The 16753-nt window shown below is 68.8% G+C and carries 15 protein-coding genes, 1 tRNA gene and 1 riboswitch; of the genes, 11 read left to right on the top strand and 5 right to left on the bottom strand.

The features are described from left to right. Window positions 1-90: 90 nt before the first annotated feature. Entirely contained in the window at window positions 91-1290 is a 1200-nt protein-coding gene (locus IEX49_RS12700; RefSeq protein ID WP_188806526.1) for a hypothetical protein, read from the bottom strand. 24 nt (window positions 1291-1314) lie between these two features. Between IEX49_RS12700 and IEX49_RS12705 the strand changes: the two genes are divergently transcribed. After that, window positions 1315-1806 (top strand): hypothetical protein, encoded by a 492-nt coding sequence (locus IEX49_RS12705; RefSeq protein ID WP_188806527.1) that lies wholly within the window; start codon window positions 1315-1317, stop codon window positions 1804-1806. A gap of 22 nt (window positions 1807-1828) precedes the next feature. Here the strand turns inward: IEX49_RS12705 and IEX49_RS12710 are convergent, their stop codons facing one another. Further along, window positions 1829-2839: an AEC family transporter gene (locus IEX49_RS12710; protein ID WP_188806579.1), complete on the bottom strand. Its 1011-nt coding sequence runs from the start codon at window positions 2837-2839 to the stop codon at window positions 1829-1831. Window positions 2840-2914: 75 nt separating this feature from the next. Then, a tRNA-Gly gene (locus IEX49_RS12715) sits at window positions 2915-2985 on the bottom strand. A 163-nt stretch (window positions 2986-3148) separates the two neighbouring features. Here IEX49_RS12715 and dcd point away from each other — a divergent pair. Then, window positions 3149-3730, top strand: a complete 582-nt coding sequence (gene dcd / locus IEX49_RS12720) for a dCTP deaminase (protein ID WP_188806528.1) — start codon at window positions 3149-3151, stop codon at window positions 3728-3730. Window positions 3731-3842: 112 nt separating this feature from the next. Here the strand turns inward: dcd and IEX49_RS12725 are convergent, their stop codons facing one another. Next, on the bottom strand, window positions 3843-4811 hold the full coding sequence (locus IEX49_RS12725) for a DUF559 domain-containing protein (RefSeq protein WP_188806529.1): 969 nt from the start codon (window positions 4809-4811) through the stop codon (window positions 3843-3845). 256 nt (window positions 4812-5067) lie between these two features. Here IEX49_RS12725 and IEX49_RS12730 point away from each other — a divergent pair, with 256 nt between their 5' ends. From IEX49_RS12730 to mnhG, 7 genes are all read left to right on the top strand, one after another. Then, entirely contained in the window at window positions 5068-6402 is a 1335-nt protein-coding gene (locus tag IEX49_RS12730) for an MFS transporter (RefSeq protein ID WP_188806530.1), read from the top strand. Between the two features lie 125 nt (window positions 6403-6527). Further along, on the top strand, window positions 6528-9767 hold the full coding sequence (locus IEX49_RS12735; RefSeq protein ID WP_188806531.1) for a Na+/H+ antiporter subunit A: 3240 nt from the start codon (window positions 6528-6530) through the stop codon (window positions 9765-9767). Further along, window positions 9764-10456, top strand: a complete 693-nt coding sequence (locus IEX49_RS12740; RefSeq protein ID WP_188806532.1) for a Na(+)/H(+) antiporter subunit C — start codon at window positions 9764-9766, stop codon at window positions 10454-10456. Before IEX49_RS12735 ends, IEX49_RS12740 begins: the two co-directional genes overlap by 4 nt. Further along, complete coding sequence (locus IEX49_RS12745) at window positions 10456-12282, top strand: Na+/H+ antiporter subunit D (protein WP_188806533.1); 1827 nt, start codon at window positions 10456-10458, stop codon at window positions 12280-12282. The genes IEX49_RS12740 and IEX49_RS12745 overlap by 1 nt, the downstream gene beginning before the upstream one ends. Further along, window positions 12279-12875 (top strand): Na+/H+ antiporter subunit E, encoded by a 597-nt coding sequence (locus IEX49_RS12750; protein ID WP_188806534.1) that lies wholly within the window; start codon window positions 12279-12281, stop codon window positions 12873-12875. The genes IEX49_RS12745 and IEX49_RS12750 overlap by 4 nt, the downstream gene beginning before the upstream one ends. Further along, the gene (locus IEX49_RS12755; protein WP_188806535.1) at window positions 12872-13159 is read left to right on the top strand and encodes an MrpF/PhaF family protein; all 288 of its coding nucleotides are present in this window, start codon (window positions 12872-12874) and stop codon (window positions 13157-13159) included. The genes IEX49_RS12750 and IEX49_RS12755 overlap by 4 nt, the downstream gene beginning before the upstream one ends. Beyond that, window positions 13152-13598 carry a monovalent cation/H(+) antiporter subunit G gene (mnhG, locus tag IEX49_RS12760; protein ID WP_188806536.1) on the top strand — a complete coding sequence of 149 codons (447 nt, stop codon included), beginning with the start codon at window positions 13152-13154 and terminating at the stop codon, window positions 13596-13598. The genes IEX49_RS12755 and mnhG overlap by 8 nt, the downstream gene beginning before the upstream one ends. 151 nt (window positions 13599-13749) lie before the next feature. On the opposite strand, the gene IEX49_RS12765 is transcribed toward mnhG, so the two are convergent. After that, a complete protein-coding gene (locus IEX49_RS12765) occupies window positions 13750-14031 on the bottom strand; it encodes a DUF4235 domain-containing protein (protein WP_188806537.1) in 282 nt (93 codons plus the stop codon). 92 nt (window positions 14032-14123) lie between these two features. Continuing rightward, window positions 14124-14227, top strand: a riboswitch (TPP riboswitch). Between the two features lie 307 nt (window positions 14228-14534). On the opposite strand from IEX49_RS12765, the gene IEX49_RS12770 reads away from it, so the two are divergent. Both IEX49_RS12770 and IEX49_RS12775 read left to right on the top strand, forming a co-directional pair. Next, window positions 14535-15104: an ECF transporter S component gene (locus IEX49_RS12770; protein ID WP_188806580.1), complete on the top strand. Its 570-nt coding sequence runs from the start codon at window positions 14535-14537 to the stop codon at window positions 15102-15104. Window positions 15105-15107: 3 nt separating this feature from the next. Next, on the top strand, window positions 15108-16751 hold the full coding sequence (locus tag IEX49_RS12775; RefSeq protein WP_188806538.1) for an ABC transporter ATP-binding protein: 1644 nt from the start codon (window positions 15108-15110) through the stop codon (window positions 16749-16751). Window positions 16752-16753: the final 2 nt, after the last annotated feature.

The raw sequence follows: 16753 nt of genomic DNA on the forward strand, positions 1-16753 counted from the left end.
TAGCGGCGTCGAAAGTCCCGGGGAAGAGGTGCGGTCCCATCGTTTTGCCGTCGTCTTCCACTCGTCTTCCCGCCGGTGTGCCCGACGGCGTCAGGGAACGTTCGGCATGTAGCGCACCGCGTCCGGGGTGACGGTGAGGTCGGCCTCCAGCGTGAACGGTTCGCGGTGCTCGACCGTGCGCTGTTCCCCGGTCACCAGGTCGATCTCGCTCAGGGACAGGATGGCCTCCGCCTCCAGCGGTGCCACCACCGTGGGATCGTCGCCCTCGGCAGGCAGGTCATGCACGCTGGCCTGGGGGTCGCCGGCCATGGACCAGGTGATCGACTCCGGCGGAATCCGGTTCACCGTGTCATAACCCATGGGACAACCCGCCGGGTTGAGGACCTTCTGCTCCGTACATCCGGCGAGGAAGCGGTCCAACTGCTCGTTGACCTCGGTGGAGACGGCGTCCGTGTACTGCAGCGCCAGGTCCAGGGTGAGGGAATCTGCCGACGGGTCGGTGGTGCCGGCCTCAGTGCCTGGGTCGTGGCCTGCGGTGTGGTCCACGACCAGCCGGGCCGGCTCGGCCTGCAGGTAGGTGCTCTCGAAGCTGGCCTCCACCACCATCGGGGGCAGCACCGCGAAGGTCCGTCCGGGCGTCTCCTCCTGCTCGGTCACCAGGGGCGCCTGGATGCCGTTCACTGAGGCGGTCAGCGGACCGGACGCGGCCTCCGGCGGCAGGTTCGCCGGCGCCACGTGGACCGACCGCACGGGAACCTCTGCCATCCGCCACCGGTCGAAGAAGAGCCAGTCGCGGCCGGTCTTCTCCACCGTGAAGGTGGTGCTGTGCTCCTCGCCGTCCACGGTGTAACCGACCAGGACCTCAGCCGATCGCCCCTCCGGCGTGTCCTCACCCCGGGAGACGGTCAGCTCTCCGAGGGCCGCCATGCCGGAGATCAGCGGCTCCCCTTGCAGCAGGTCTGTGGCCGTGCCGGGCGCCAGTTCGGCGGGCGAACCAGCGGAACCGTCACCGGAGGCCAGGGCCACAGCGGTCCCGCCCTCTCCGGCGGTCAGTGCTGCCAGGTAGTCCTCGACCTGGGCTTCGGGGGAGTAGACAGTGCTGTTCACCGTGGCGATCGCGATGCCGCCCGCCAGCAGCGCCACGGCGGCGCCGCCGCCCCACCAGGCCCAGGCCGGGCCCGGGGCCCGCCCGCGGCGGTTCCCCGTTGCGCCGGAGCCTCGTCCTCCGGATCCGTCCTGCGCCGGCTGACTGTCGATCCCGGTGGCGGCGTCGTCTCTGACCTCTGGCATGAGTGACATCCTAGGATGGGCCACATGCACCAGCCGCAGCGCTACGCCGCCGCCGTGGTGTTCCTCGTGGTGGTGGCCTATGCGACCGTGGCAGCGTTGCAGATCCTCGTGTGGAACCCGCTGGCGGCCGTCCCCGGGATGACCCTGGGGCAGATCCGCCATGCCATGGAAGAGGCCAACGAGGCACTCCACATCGCCCCGGTGATCATCGTCCTGGGACTGGGCGTGCTCCTGACGGCGGTACTGGTGACCTGGATGGTGCGAGCCGGCGGGGCAGCGGTCCACGTGGTGCTGCTGGGGTTGGCCCTGGTGGCCTGCGGTGCCCCCGCGTACTTTGTGGCGTCCTTCAACGCCGGCATGAGCCTGGCCGATGCGTTTGCGATCTCCGGTGCGGACGTCGCCCCGTGGGGTGGGGTGCTGCTGCAGATCAGCCTCGTGGCGTTCGTGGCGTTCTGGCTCGTTCTGCTGTGGCGGGCCGGCGTGAAGGCCGCGCGTCGCCGCAGCGTCAGAGGCTGAACCGGGCCGGACACGAACTCGCTCAGGCGAAGATCAGCGCGACGGCGATCATGGCCGGGATCGCCACGATGGTGGTGATGAGGATCGTGTCCTTCGAGGCCACCATGCCGGTCTCATAGCGGGAGGCCGAGACGAACACGTTCTGCGCCGTGGGCAGGGAGCCCAGGACAACCGCGATCAGCAGCTCGTTGCCCTCCATCCCGAACAGGGGCCCGGCCACGACCCAGGCCAGCAGCGGATGGATCAACAGCTTGATGGCGGAGGCCAGTGCCACGTCCGGGCGGCGGCCGGCGGCCTTCTCGAGGGGCTTGGAACCGACCAGGGACATGCCGAATGCCAGCAGCATGGCCGGGATGGACGCCCCGGCGATCAGGCTGACGGATTCGGCGACCGGCTCCGGCAGGACCCACCCGGTCGCTGAGAAGACCAATCCGAGCACCGAGCCGATGATCATCGGGTTCACCGCGATGTGGCCGACCTGCCGCCAGAAGGCGACCCACCGGTTGGGCGGGCGCTTCGGACCGGGCGAGCGGCCGGCGTCGTGCCCTGATGCGCCTTCCGCTTCCGCGCGGCGGCGGGCCTCGGCCAGGGTGGTGGAGTCCAGTGACGCCACGTAGATGGGGGTGTAGATGGCGAGCTGGAAGATCAGCACGGGGGCCGCGAGGGCGGCGTCGCCGAGGACATAGGCGGCGATGGGGATGCCCAGGTTGGCGGAGTTGACCATCGAGGCGCTCAGGGCACCGATGACGGTCTCCGAGCCGTCACGCTTCGGCAGGATGAACCGTGCCAGCAAGAGGTAGAGGCCGGCGGCGGCGAAGGCGGAGATGCCGGCGACGAGCAGTTGCGGACCCAGCACGGACTGCACGTCAGCGGCGGAGAGCGTGTCGAAGAGCAGGGCGGGGCTGGCGACGAAGAACGCGAGACGGGACAGGACCGGCTGACCGTGATCACCGAGGACCTTGGAGCGGCCGGTGACGTAGCCGACCAGGATGATCACCCAGACGACCGTGAATCCGGAGATGACCTCCAGCACCGGCATCCCCTTCCCCTGCGGTTCCGTCACTGAGGCTGGATCCGGCCGGATCGGGCGCACCCCGGGCAGAAAGAGAGCGGGCGACGGGAATCGAACCCGCGTATCTTGCTTGGGAAGCAAGCGCTCTACCATTGAGCTACGCCCGCAGGACACGGCCTGATCAGCCTGTCACGCGCAGTCCAGCTTACACGGATTCCCCCGCAGGTCACTGCCGGACACGGAGCCCGGGCGGAGTCCGCTCCTGCATTGCTCCTGCACCACGTCTCCACGACTTCTCCAGCATGGTCTGCCCTGCGCTACTTTGGGTAGGTGCTTCTCTCAGACCGCGACATCAGGGCCGAACTCAGCGCCGGGCGCATCCAGCTGGACCCGTTGGTCCTGGACATGGTCCAGCCCTCCAGCGTGGACGTCCGTCTCGACCGGTTCTTCCGCCTCTTCGACAACCACAAATACGCTCACATCGACCCGGCCGAGCCGCAGGAGGAACTGACCCGGCTGGTCGAGGTGGACCCCGAGGAATCGTTCATCCTGCATCCGGGGGAGTTCGTGCTGGGCTCCACCTATGAGCAGGTCACCCTGCCGGACGACATCGCCGCGCGTCTGGAGGGCAAGAGCTCGCTGGGACGGTTGGGGCTGCTGACGCACTCCACCGCCGGCTTCATCGACCCCGGCTTCTCCGGGCATGTGACGCTCGAGCTGTCCAACATGGCGACTCTGCCGATCAAGCTGTGGCCCGGCTCGAAGATCGGCCAGCTCTGCTTCTTCCGGCTGTCCTCGCCGGCCGAGCACTCCTACGGCTCCGGTCCCTACCTGAACCGCTACCAGGGACAGCGTGGCCCCACGGCATCCCGCTCGCACCAGAACTTCCACCGGACCATCATCGAGCGCTGAGGCCGGTCCGGCGGGTCGGCTTGCCAGCTATGGATCAGGTGCTGAACCTGTGCCCAGTGTTTGACCCGGTCACGGGGGTCGAATCCAGCAACTGATGATCAACAGCGGTGCCCTACGCCGTGGCTGAGTTGCCGTGAGCCTCGAACCGGCGGCGAACCACGTGGATCAAGCGACTGAAACCCTGGCCGAGGTCGAGCGACGTCAGGCGGATCACGAGCCATCCGCGTTCCTGGAACCACGCGTCTCGGTTGGCATCGGAGGCCTGCTGTGACGCCGTGCGATGGTGTTTTCCGTCGTACTGGATGGCAATCTTCTGCTCTCGGTAACCCAGGTCTGCCGCCGGGGCAAAGCGGTCGCTGGGATCCCCCTTGAGCTGCACGGCCGGTTCGGGAAGGCCTGCATCCACCAGTGCCAGCCGCGTCAACGTCTCCGGTGGCGAGTCGGCGCCGACACGGCATCTCGCGAGCGCGGCCCGTGCATTGCGGACTCCCTTGACCGAGCCCGCCCTGAGTAGCGCATCGGACAACCCAGCCAGGGTTGCCAGGCCGTCAACGCGCCGATCCTGGTCCCACGGTCTGTTCACGATGGCATCCCCCAGGATGATGAGGTCGGTGAGGTCCAGGTGACTGGCCATGTCCACCCAGGTTCTCGCCGGGCTGGTCAGTGGCAGCCGCCGGAACTGCACCCGATCTTCTTCTGGCACCGGTGAGCGATGGGCCGTGATGCCCTTGCGCTGGGCGGCACCGGTCCCACTGCACCACGTCAGGTGGATCGTCGTGTCCGAGGCGACGATGTCCGGCAGGGGCAGACGGAACACGAGGGCGGCGGTGCCGTGGGAATACACCGCATCCGGAAACTGTCGTGCCAGCGCGGCCAGGGACAGCCGACCCATTCCGTGGCCGGGTTCGTCGAAGCCGGCGGGCCATCCCGTGTCAACCGATGAGGACGCCAGCAACCCGTGGCCGAGGCGAACGATATCCCGTGCCTCGAGACGCTTCCTGCTGACGCCATGGCGACGTGCCTCGGCGCGGGTGAAGGGCGTGTGCTGCAGCGGTTCCGGCAGTGCGCGTCGATGGACCATGAAGCCATCGTGGTCCGGTGGCAGGTCTTGCGGGTCCGGACCGGACAACCTGTGGACAACTGCGGTCGAGCCAGCGGTGGACCGGGGCGGTGGGCTGGGGCGGTGGCCAACCACCAGTTGTTGAGGATGTCCCGGTGCCAGACCGCAACACCGGCGCGCGATCCAGCAACTGATGTGGAGGCCACGTGGTGGGAATGCCGTCACGTCGACGCCGGCAGTTCACGGTCCGGTCCCGGCAGCCAAGTAGCATGCCCGCATGAGCACACCCAACGCACCGGCGTCGCCCGCGGCCACGCCACCGGACGCCGGTCCGATCGACCGCCCGCTGAACCGCAAGCACGTCACCGCGTGGGCGCTGTGGGACTGGGGTTCTGCCTCCTTCAACGCGGTGATGGTGACGTTCGTGTTCGCCACCTATCTGGCCTCCGACTCGTTCGGGCCGGATGACCGGGGTACGCAGTGGCTCACGGCGGCCAACGCGATCGGCGGCATCGTGGTGGCACTCACTGCCCCCGTGATGGGCCAACGCTCAGACCGGGGCGGCCGGCGCAAGTTGTGGCTGGGGATCAACACCGGCGTGGTCATCCTGCTCACGGCCCTGTGCTTCTTCGTCCGCCCGGACGAGGCGTACCTGTTGCTTGGCGTGGTCCTGATCGCTGCCGCCAACGTGGCCTTCGAGTTCGCCGGGGTGAACTACAACGCCATGCTGCTGCAGGTGGCGACGCCGAAGACCATCGGCAAGGTCTCCGGCATCGGCTGGGGCGCTGGCTACGTGGGCGGGATCTTCCTGCTGCTCATCCTCTACGTGGGATTCATCTCGGGGGACACGCACTGGCTCGGGGTGACCAACGACGACGCCATGAACATCCGTGTGGTGGCCCTCTTCTCAGCCCTGTGGTTCATCGCCTTCGCCCTGCCACTGTTCTTCAGCACCCCTGAACACCGGGGCTCCGGCGAGGACGAGAAGGTCAGCCTGCTCGAGTCATACCGACGTCTCTGGCGGACCATCCTGGGACTGTGGCGGGATCAGCGCAACACCTTCTGGTTCCTGGCGTCCTCGGCGGTCTTCCGTGACGGCGTCGGTGCCGTCTTCGCCTACGGCGCCATCCTCGGCACCACGGTCTACGGCGTGGATCCGGCAGACATCCTCATCTTCGGGATCGCCGCCAACGTGGTCGCCGCTGCCGGCTCCTTCGCCGGTGGCTGGATCGACGACCGGATCGGGCCCAAGCGGGTCATCATGGGGTCGCTGGTCGGGTTGATCGTCACCGCCGGGGTCGTCTTCTTCCTCAACGGGACCACGGCCTTCTGGATCTTCGGACTGCTCCTGTGCTTCTTCGTGGGCCCCGTGCAGTCCTCGTCCCGATCCTTCCTCGGCAGGCTGACCTCGGAGCAGCGGGCGGGGGAGATCTACGGCCTCTATGCCACCACCGGGCGGGCGGTGTCCTTCCTGACGCCGGCCCTGATCTCCGTGGGGATTGCCCTGACCCGCGACTCGCGGTACATGGTCCCCGCCATCCTGCTGGTGCTGATCGCCGGCATGGCCCTGCTGGTCAGGGTGCGGGATCCGAAGACCGCAGACGCGCTCTAGCCCTGAACAAACACTGGGCAGATCGTCCGTATTCCCTTGACGCCATGAGAATAATCGGGGAGTCCAGCCGACCTGCGCCCGGTAGGATGTAACCAACCCCCCACCCCGAAGATGGAGGCCGCCCCGTGCTGACTGTGCTCATTGCGCTCTTTGCAATGGCACTCGTGGCCCCCTTGGTCTTCCGGGTCGCGGATCGCAACGGGTTCTACATCCTCGCCGCCGTCCCGGCCGCCGGTTTCGTCTGGCTCCTGTTCCAGTTGCCCGCCGTCCTCGAGGCTCAGGAGGCCGTCAACGCGGGGGCCTCCCCGCCCGCCGCCGCTCCCGGCGGACTCGTCCAGACCTACGAGTGGATCCCCGACCTCGGGATCAACCTGTCCTTCCGGATGGACGCCCTCGCCGCATTCATGGGATTGATCGTCCTCGGGGTCGGCGCCCTCGTGCTCGCGTATTGTGCCCGGTACTTCACGGTCAACGAGCCGCGCAACGCGGCCTTCGGCGCCCAGCTGATCGCCTTCGCCGGCGCCATGTTCGGCCTCGTGACCACGGACGACCTGATGGTGCTCTACACCTTCTGGGAACTGACGTCCGTCCTCTCGTTCCTGCTGATCGGCTACTCTGCACACCGCATCTTCGCTCGCCGGTCCGCCATCCAAGCCCTGATCGTCACCACCTTCGGGGGTCTGGCGATGCTGGTCGGACTGGTGATGCTCGGTCAGGCCGCCGGCACCTACCGCCTCTCCGAGATCGTGGCCCGCGGTCAGGAGCTGATGGCCGGTCCCTACGGCGGCGCGTTCATGGAGTGGGCCATCGTGCTCGTCCTGGTGGGCGCCCTCTCCAAGTCCGCGCAGGCGCCCTTCCACTTCTGGCTCCCGGCAGCCATGGCCGCCCCGACCCCGGTCTCGGCCTACCTCCACGCCGCCGCCATGGTCAAGGCCGGTGTCTACCTCGTCGCCCGGCTCGCCCCGGCCTTCGCGGAGTCCGGCTGGTGGCAGGCGCTGGTGCTGGGCGTCGGCCTCTGGACCATGCTCGTCGGCGGCTGGCGGGCCCTGCGCCAGACGGACATCAAACTGGTCCTGGCCTACGGCACCGTGTCTCAGCTCGGCTTCCTCATGGTCGCCAACGGGCTCGGCAACCAGGACGCCGCCATGGCAGGGTTGTCGATGCTGGTGGCCCACGCCCTGTTCAAGGCACCCCTGTTCATGGTCGTCGGCATCATCGACCACGAGGCGGGCACCCGTGATCTGGCCAAGCTCTCCGGGGTCGGTCGGAACCACCCCTGGCTGACCACCACCGCCGTCATCTGCGCCGCCTCCATGGCCGGCATCCCACCGCTCTTCGGCTTCGTCGCCAAGGAATCCGTCCTCGAGTCACTGCAGCACTGGGCCGAGGCCGGCTCCGGCGGCGGACTCTGGGCCACTGTCTGGGCTTGGACGCCACTCGTGGTCGTCGCCCTCGGCTCCGTGCTGACGGTGGCCTATTCGGCGCGCTTCGTGTGGGGCGCGTTCGCCTCCAAGAAGCTCCGCACGGACGGCGAACTGAAGGCCGTCGCGGACACCCGCTTCCACGGCCCCGTCACAGCCGGCGCCCTTGGCCCGTCCGCCTTGCTGGCCCTGGCCTGCGTGGTCGGCGCCTTCATCCCCACCGTCATGGATGCCCTGCCCGTGGCCTTCGGTGGATCAATGGCGGCCCTCGATCCGGGTGCCGAGCCCGCCCACCTGGCCCTGTGGCACGGCTTCACGCCGATCCTGGCCATCTCCGTGGGCATCGTCCTGCTCGGCCTCGCCCTGTACGCCATCAAGGACGGAGTGGCCCGCTTCCAGGAGGCCGTGCCGTCCTGGGTGGATGCCCAGCGCCTCTACCGCTCCGCACTGCGGGGGTTGGATGACGTGGCCGTCTGGGTCACCGGCCGCACCCAGCGTGGTTCCCTGAGCTTCTACCTGTTCATCATCTTGGCGGTCGCCTTCGTCGCGCCGTTGTTGGCGCTTCTGTTCCCCCACGAGCACGACGGCGGCGCAGGCATGGCCGCGTCCCTCTTCAGTTCAGCGAACTGGACGTGGGGCGATTCCCTCGCCCAGATCCTCGTCGGTGCGGCCATCATCACCGGCGCCATCGCCGCGATTCGGGCCCGCAAGCGCTTCATGGCGGTGCTGCTCGTCTCCGTTTGCGGCTACGGGCTGGCGGCCATCTTCGCCTTGCAGGGCGCACCGGACCTGGCCCTGACGCAGCTGCTGGTGGAGTCCATCGTCCTCGTGGCCATGGTGCTCGGCCTGCGCGTGCTGCCGGCCGGCTGGTACACCCGAGACCGCACCAACATCCGCTGGGCACACGCACTACTCGGCATCCTCTTCGGGCTGGTGATGATCTGGGTGGCGATCACCGTCATGGCCTCCCGAACCGCCGACCCCATCTCCCTGGAGATGCCGCAGCTGGCCTATGAGGACGGCGGCGGCGCCAACATCGTCAACGTGCTGCTCGTGGACATCCGCGCCTGGGACACCTTCGGGGAACTCACCGTGCTCGCCGCGGCTGCCACCGGTGTGGCCTCGCTGATCTTCATCCAGCACCGGGACCGCCGCACCGGCGACCTGGACAAGGTGGCCTCGGGCTCGGTGGGACGCTACAGCCCCACGGGACCCGACGAATCCCGGCAACTGGCCGCCCTGCGCAAGTTCGCCATCGTGGACGAGGACCAGTGGCTCGTGGCCGGCCGCACCGTGGCCCCGGAGCGCCGGTCCATCATCTTCGAGGTGGTCACCCGGCTCGTCTTCCACGTGATCATCCTGCTGTCCATCTACCTCTTGCTGGCCGGCCACAACACTCCGGGCGGCGGATTCGCCGGCGGGCTGATCGCCGGACTCGCCCTGACCATCCGTTACCTGGCCGGCGGTCGCTACGAGCTTGAGCAGGCCATGCCGATCCCGGCCGGCGTCCTGCTGGGCTCGGGGCTCGCCTTGGCCGCCGTCACCGGCATGGTTCCGCTGTTCTTCGGGGGCCAGGTGTTCCAGTCGGCCATCATCGAGTTCACCCTGCCGGTGCTCGGACACGTCAAGTTCGTCTCGGCCACCATCTTCGACATCGGCGTCTACCTCGTGGTGGTCGGTCTGGTCATCGATGTCCTGCGCTCCCTCGGCTCGGAGGTGGACCGCCGCCACGAGGTTGAGACCACGGCGCTCGTGGAGGCCGAGAAGCGGCGCCGTGAGGCCCGCGCCGGCCTCGCGGCAGCCACCTCCACTGCCGCGACTTCCACTACCGCCACGGCCGCCGGCACCGTAACCTCCACCAGCACGTCCAATGCCACCACCACCGGATCCACCGGTGCCTCGGGAACCACGGGAACTACGGGAACCGGGACGGTGACGCCATGAGTGTGAACATTGTGCTGCTGCTGGTCATGGGAGTCATGTATGCCGTCAGCATCTACCTGCTGCTGGAGCGGACCCTGACGCGCGTGCTGCTGGGGTTGGTCCTGATCACCAACGCCACGAATCTGCTGATCCTCACCATGGCCGGCGCCCCCGGCCAGGCCCCGCTCGTGGAGGACGGCGTGGATCCCAGCGCCTACACGGATCCTCTGCCCCAGGCCATGACCCTGACCTCGATCGTCATCTCCTTCGCCATCACGGCCTTCATGCTCGGCATGATCTACCGGTCCTGGAAGCTGGGCCGGCGGGATGAGGTCCTGGTGGACACCGAGGACGTCAAGGTCGCCGAGCAGTCCTCCTTCGACGCGGAGGAGGACGCGGAACTCCTGGAGGAGCCGTCGGAGTTCCTCGAGGAGAACGAGGACCCGAACGCGGACTACGAGCACGCCACGGCCATCAACCCCTCCACCGGTGCCCTGGCGGTCCGCCACCGTGCAGACGGCACGGTGAAGGTGAAGACGGACGCCAACCGGCACCTGCCAGGCAGCGGCCGCCGCTCACGGCACGAACCGGAGGAGGGCGAACACCCCGTCGGATCGCTCGGACACGACGACCACCTCCCGGATGAGGACGAACGCTCCGGCAGCCCCCGGTCCCGACCACGGGGCCGCGACCCGAAGGACGGTGAGTGATGGACCTGGACATCGTCTCGCTCGCACCCCTCGCAGTCCTGCTGCCGATCCTCGGCGCTGCCCTGGCCTTCGTGCTGGTCCGCCGCCCCAAGGCTCAGATCGCCACCACCGTCACCACCATCACCCTGACCCTGCTCCTCGAGTGCCTGCTGCTGGCCGCCACCTGGGACACGGGCGCCGTGGCCGTGTTCATCGGCGGCTGGGAGGCCCCCTGGGGCATCACGATGGTGGTGGACCGGTTCTCCGCCCTGATGCTGGTGGTCTCCTCGGCGATCGTCCTCGCGGTGCTGATCTACGCCTCCGCGCAGGGCATCACGGACCAGGACCAGGGCGGGCCGGTCTCGATCTTCCACCCCACGTTCCTGATCCTCGTGGCGGGCGTCTCCAACGCCTTCCTCGCCGGTGACCTCTTCAACCTCTACGTCGGGTTCGAGATCCTGTTGACGGCCTCGTATGTGCTGCTGACCCTGGGAGGCACCGGACCACGCGTCCGGGCGGGCGTGACCTACGTGGTGGTCTCGGTGATCTCCTCGGTGCTCTTCCTGATCGCCATCGCCATGATCTACGGCGCCACGGGCACCATCAACATGGCCGACCTGGCCGTGAAGCTCGCGGAGCTGGACCCGGACGTTCAGATGGTGCTGCACGTGATGCTGCTCGTCGGCTTCGGCATCAAGGCCGCCGTGTTCCCGCTGTCCTTCTGGCTGCCCGACTCCTACCCGACCGCCCCGGCCCCCGTGACCGCCGTGTTCGCGGGCCTGCTGACCAAGGTCGGCGTCTATGCCATCATCCGCACCGAGACGCTGCTGTTCCCGGGAGACCGGGTGAACTCACTGCTGCTCTGGGTGGCGCTGCTGACGATGATCGTCGGCATCCTCGGGGCCCTCGCCCAGAACGACATCAAACGTGTCCTGTCCTTCACGCTCGTCTCCCACATCGGCTACATGATCTTCGGTGTGGCCATGGCCAGCGTGCTCGGGCTGGGGGCCACGGTGTTCTACGTGGTCCACCACATCACCGTGCAGACCGGACTGTTCCTCGTCACCGGTCTGATCGAACAGCGGGCCGGGTCCGCCAACATCGACCGTCTCGGGGGGATGGCGAAGATCTCCCCGCTGATCGCGATCCTGTTCTTCATCCCGGCCATGAACCTGGGCGGAATCCCGCCGTTCTCCGGCTTCCTCGCCAAGATCGGTCTGGTCCAGGCTGGCGTGGGCGCGGATCACGGCATGGCATGGGCGCTCGTGGCCGCCTCTGTGGTGACCTCGCTGTTGACGCTGCTGGTGATGGTCCGCGTGTGGACCCGCTCGTTCTGGCGCCGGGTGGAGGATGTGGAACACCCGCCGGCCAAGCTCGTCCTGGCGCTGGAGGAGACCGAGGCACGGCGCACTGGCCGGGACGCCAGGCCTGTCGCGATCGAGACTCAGACCAAGACCCCAACCCGGGCCGATACCAAGGTCCTGACCAAGACCCAGACCAAGACCCAGATCAAGACCCCGACCAAGATCGCCAAGGGACCGGCCCGCGGCATGGTGTATCCGACGATCGGGCTCGTGGCCTTCGGCCTGGCCTTCACCGTGTTCGCCGGACCTCTCTACGCCTTCTCTGACCGGGCCGCCACGGACATGCTCTTGCGCACGCCGTATATCGATGCCGTCCTCGGCCCGGAGGCCGCCGCCCAGGCGGAGCAGGACCTGGGCGGCCTGGAGGAACGGGGCATCCGTGTCCCGGACCAGGGGAACAGCGGTCCGGGCGAGCTGGACTCCATCCGCGGGGACTCCGAAGGCCACGATGTCGGCGACAGTACGGAAGGGGGGCAGCCATGAGCACCGGTCCGGACGACCAGGACGGTGGCCGCTCCTTCTGGAGCCAATGGCCCATCCTCCTGGGACTGACCCTGACGTGGGGCGCCCTCTGGCAGGACTTCTCGCCGGGAGTGCTGCTGGCCGGCGTCGTGTTCTCGATGCTGACGTTGAGCTTCTACCGGCTGCCGCGCGTGAACTTCTCGGACCGATTCAACCTCTGGTACTTCCTGGTCTTCACGTTGCGGTTCCTCTGGCACGTGGTGACCGCCTCCGTCTCGGTGGCCTGGGATGCCATCAGCAAGGGGCCGACGATCGTCAACTCCGTGGTGGCGGTGCCACTGCGCAGCCATGATGACCTCATCGTCACCCTCACGGGCCACTCACTGGCCTTGGTCCCGGGATCTCTCGTCATCGACGTGGACCGTCCCAGCTCCACCCTGTACCTGCACTGCCTCAACGTGAAGAATGCGGAGGCCGTCGAGGCCTTCCGCGCCGAGGCGCTGAGGACCGAGGCCGCGATCATCCGGGCCCTCGGTTCCAAGGCCGACCTGGCGCTCGTGCAGGACGACGAGGCGCGGCGCGCCGCCGACACCGCTGGGGGGGACCGCCGATGACCGTGCTGGAATGGGCGGGCGTCGTCTGCCTCGTGCTGCTGGGCGTGGGCGCGCTGGCCGCGATCTACCGGATCGTTCGCGGGCCCTCGATCCTGGACCGGGCCATCGCCACGGACGTGCTGCTGATCGTCATCTCGTCCGCGCTGTGTGTGGACATGGCCGTGCACCACCACACGGACAACATCGTGTTCGTGGTGGTGGCCTCCGTGATCGGCTTCGTGGGATCGGTGACGCTGTCCCGGTTCGTGGCCGAATCCAGGAAGGAGCCGAGTGAGCATGTCTGACAGTGGGGTCTCGATGGTGGAGGTGTTCGACGGGATTGCCGCCGTGCTGCTGGTGCTCGGCGCCCTGATGTCCACCGTGGCCGGGATCGGCTTGTTCCGGTTCCCGGACCAGCTCTCCCGCATGCACGCTGGAACCAAGCCCCAGGTCCTGGGCCTGTTGCTGATGCTGCTGGCCCTGGCCTTTGCCTGGCGGGCCTGGGTGTGGGTCCCCGTTCTGGTGCTGGCGTGGGTGCTCCAGATGCTCACCGCCCCGGTCTCCGCCCACCTCGTGGGCCGAGCGGGATACCGGACCAAGCACCTCAAGAAGGAGTACCTCTTCGTGGACGAGCTCGCGGACGTGGTTGCCAGCCATGACGACGCCGGCAAGCCTGCGGCTTCGGCGCCGGACCGGCGGACCGTACCGAGGGAGGATCCCACCGACCACGGGGGCCGGGACTAGGCGCTCCTGTCCTCCCGATTCTGGTCGGCCTGCCCGCCCGGACCCGGACCTCGGCCCGGTGCGGCCATCGGAGAACGCGACGGCCGGCGTCGGGCCCGGTGAACGGTGCCCGACGCCGGCCGCTGGATGACGCTGTACAGATCGGTTCGGCTCACACCTCGGCGGCGCCGGCCTTGCGGGGGGAACGGGCTTTCATCGACTCCATGGCCTTGTGGGCGCCACGCTGGGAGGTGACGCGGATCAGGGCGGTGATGCCGGCGGAGATCGTGGCGAACGTGATGGCACTCCACATGTTCGCCTCGGTGTCCTCCGCATCCTTGGGCGCATCATGGCCGGTGACCTTCCGCCAGGTGAACTCGACGATCTTGGTGCCGACGTAGCCGCCGACGACGGTGATCGCCGTGCTGACGATCTTGTCCGTGAGATTGTTCATGGGGTGTCCTCCCGGCTTGACTGCATGGTCGCTGCCAGCCTAACGGTTCACCGGCCCCGACGCGCTGCGAGTGGACTATGATGGAGGGACACTGTGAACGACAGGGGAGCACCTTCGGGTGCTGAGAGTGCGCCCAGCGCAGACCCTCGAACCTGCTCCGGCTAGCACCGGCGAAGGAAGTCGAGTTCTCTGATGGAACGTCAGGAACCGTCCACCGGCATTCGTCTTCGAGTGCCCTCGGCGTACCGTTCCGTCCCCCTCCTTGCATCCTTGAGGAGGAACACCACATGGTCTCCATGAAGACCGGCAACACCCCGCAGCACCCCGGCGCAACCCCCGGGCACGACGCCGGCCACGCACCATCCGCCGCCACCGGCGCCGGCACCGGCACCGGCACCGGCGCCGATCAAGCGTCCGGAAACGGCCAAGCGTCCGGAAACGGCCAAGCGTCCGGAAACGGCCGAGCGTCCGGCAACGCCGCGCCGAACCGGCGCTCCTGGCGGGTGGTGGACATCGTGGTGGCGGCCGTCATCGCGGTGGCCTCCGGCGTCATCTTCTGGGCCTGGAACCTGGCCTATGCCGGGCTGAGCCCCGCCTTCGCCGCCTTCCCGCCGTCCTCCGCCCTCGTGGCCGGGATGTGGCTGTTCCCAGCCGTGCTCGGTGGGCTCATCATCCGCAGGCCCGGGGCCGCCCTGTTCACCGAACTCGTGGCCGCAACGGTCTCCGCGCTGCTCGGCTCCCAGTTCGGGCTGACCGTGCTGGCCTCCGGCGTAGTCCAGGGCCTCGGCGCCGAACTGATCCTGCTGGCGTTCCTCTACCGCCGCTTCACACTGCCCGTCGCTCTGCTCGCCGGCCTGCTCACCGGGATCTTCGGTGGCATCAATGACGCCTTCATCTTCAACTGGTTCCCCGAGTACACGCTGGACTGGAAGTTGATCTACGTGGGACTGGTGGGCGTGTCCGGGCTGGTGATCGCCGGCCTGCTGTCCTGGCTGGCCACGCGCGGACTCGCGGCCACAGGAGCCCTGTCCGCCCTCGCCTCCCGCCGTGCCCACCAGGAGCCGGTGGCCTGAGCGGTGCCAGGAGCGTGCATCACCGCCGCGGACTGGGGCTGGCGCCACGCCGGCCGGACGGTTCCCGCCGTCGCGGGGCTGGACCTGGAGGTGCCGGCCGGGCAGAAGATCCTGCTGGCCGGGCCCTCCGGTGCCGGCAAGTCCACCCTGCTCTACGCCCTCGCCGGAGTGCTGGACCCGGCTGACGAGTCCGAGGAGTCCGGTTCCCTGCGGGTGGACGGAGCCGTGTCCCGCGAGCTCCGCGGCCACGCGGGGCTGGTGCAGCAGGATCCTGAGACCCAGGTGATCCTGTCCCGGGTCGGCGATGATGCCGCGTTCGGCGCCGAGAACCTGCAGGTGCCGCGGGAGCAGATCTGGGACCGCGTCCGGGACGCCCTGGACGCCGTGGGGCTGGGTGAGGACCAGGGGATCTCCCTGGCCCGGGACACCTCGCGGTTGTCCGGCGGGCAGAAGCAGCGCCTCGCCCTGGCCGGGATCCTGGCGATGCGCCCGCCATTGATCCTGCTGGACGAGCCGACCGCCAACCTGGATCCGTCCGGGGTGCTGGAGGTCCGCGACGCCGTGCTCGCAGTGGTCGAGCGGACCGGCGCGACCCTGCTCGTGGTCGAGCACCGACTCGCCGTGTGGGCCGACCAGGTGGACCGCATGCTCGTCTTGGAGCCCGGCGGCGGGATCAGCCATGACGGCTCCCCGGGCGAGCTCCTCGCCCCGGGCCCCGTCCGGGATGAGCTGGCAGCGGCTGGCGTCTGGGTTCCCGGCCGCGTTCCGACACCGATCACCCCCACCTCTCGCAACTGGAGGTCGAATGCGCACCGGAATGGCCCTGGCTTCGGCCAATACCGGGGCGATATTGACCGCCAGATGCAGGGGGTCGTGGATGGCGCACACAGCCCGACGGCGGCGCCCTCCGGTGTGCTCTTGACCGCCCGTGGCCTGGCCGTCTCGAGAGATCCCGTGACGCCGGGATGGCGCCGGCGCTTCGGTGCCACCCCGAAGCCGGTCCAGCGGGACCTGCACCTGGAGCTGGGGGCCGGCGAGGCCGTCGTCGTGACCGGGGCCAACGGCAGCGGCAAGTCCACGCTGCTGCTGACCCTGGCCGGGCTGATCCCCTCCCACGCGGGCACGCTCACGGCGGGGACGGTGCTCAAGGGGGAGCGGGCGGGCCACCTGCCGGACGATCCGCACCGGTGGAAGGCCGCTGACCTGGTCAGCCGGATCGGCACCGTCTTCCAGGAGCCCGAGCACCAGTTCGTCGCCACCACCGTGCGGGACGAGCTGCTGTTCGGCCCCCGCCACGCCCGCGATCCCGAGACCGGGCAGCGGCTGTTCACGGACGAGGAGGCCGCCGCGCGGGCGGACGGGCTGCTGGCGGCGCTGAATCTGGAGCCGCTGGCCGAGGTCAACCCGTTCACGCTCTCCGGCGGGGAGAAGCGGCGGCTGTCCGTGGCCACCGTGCTGGCCGCCGGGCCCGAGGTGGTGTTCCTGGACGAGCCGACTTTCGGCCAGGACGCCAACACGTGGGCCGTGCTCACCGGGTTGCTGCGGGGGCTGGTGGCCGAGGGCCGCTCGGTGCTGGCCGTGACCCATGATGCCGACTTCGCCGCGGCGCTCGACGCCCGGGTGGTCGAGCTGGAGGTGGCCGCGTGACG

Source organism: Citricoccus zhacaiensis (assembly GCF_014645315.1).
GTDB lineage: Bacteria > Actinomycetota > Actinomycetes > Actinomycetales > Micrococcaceae > Citricoccus > Citricoccus zhacaiensis.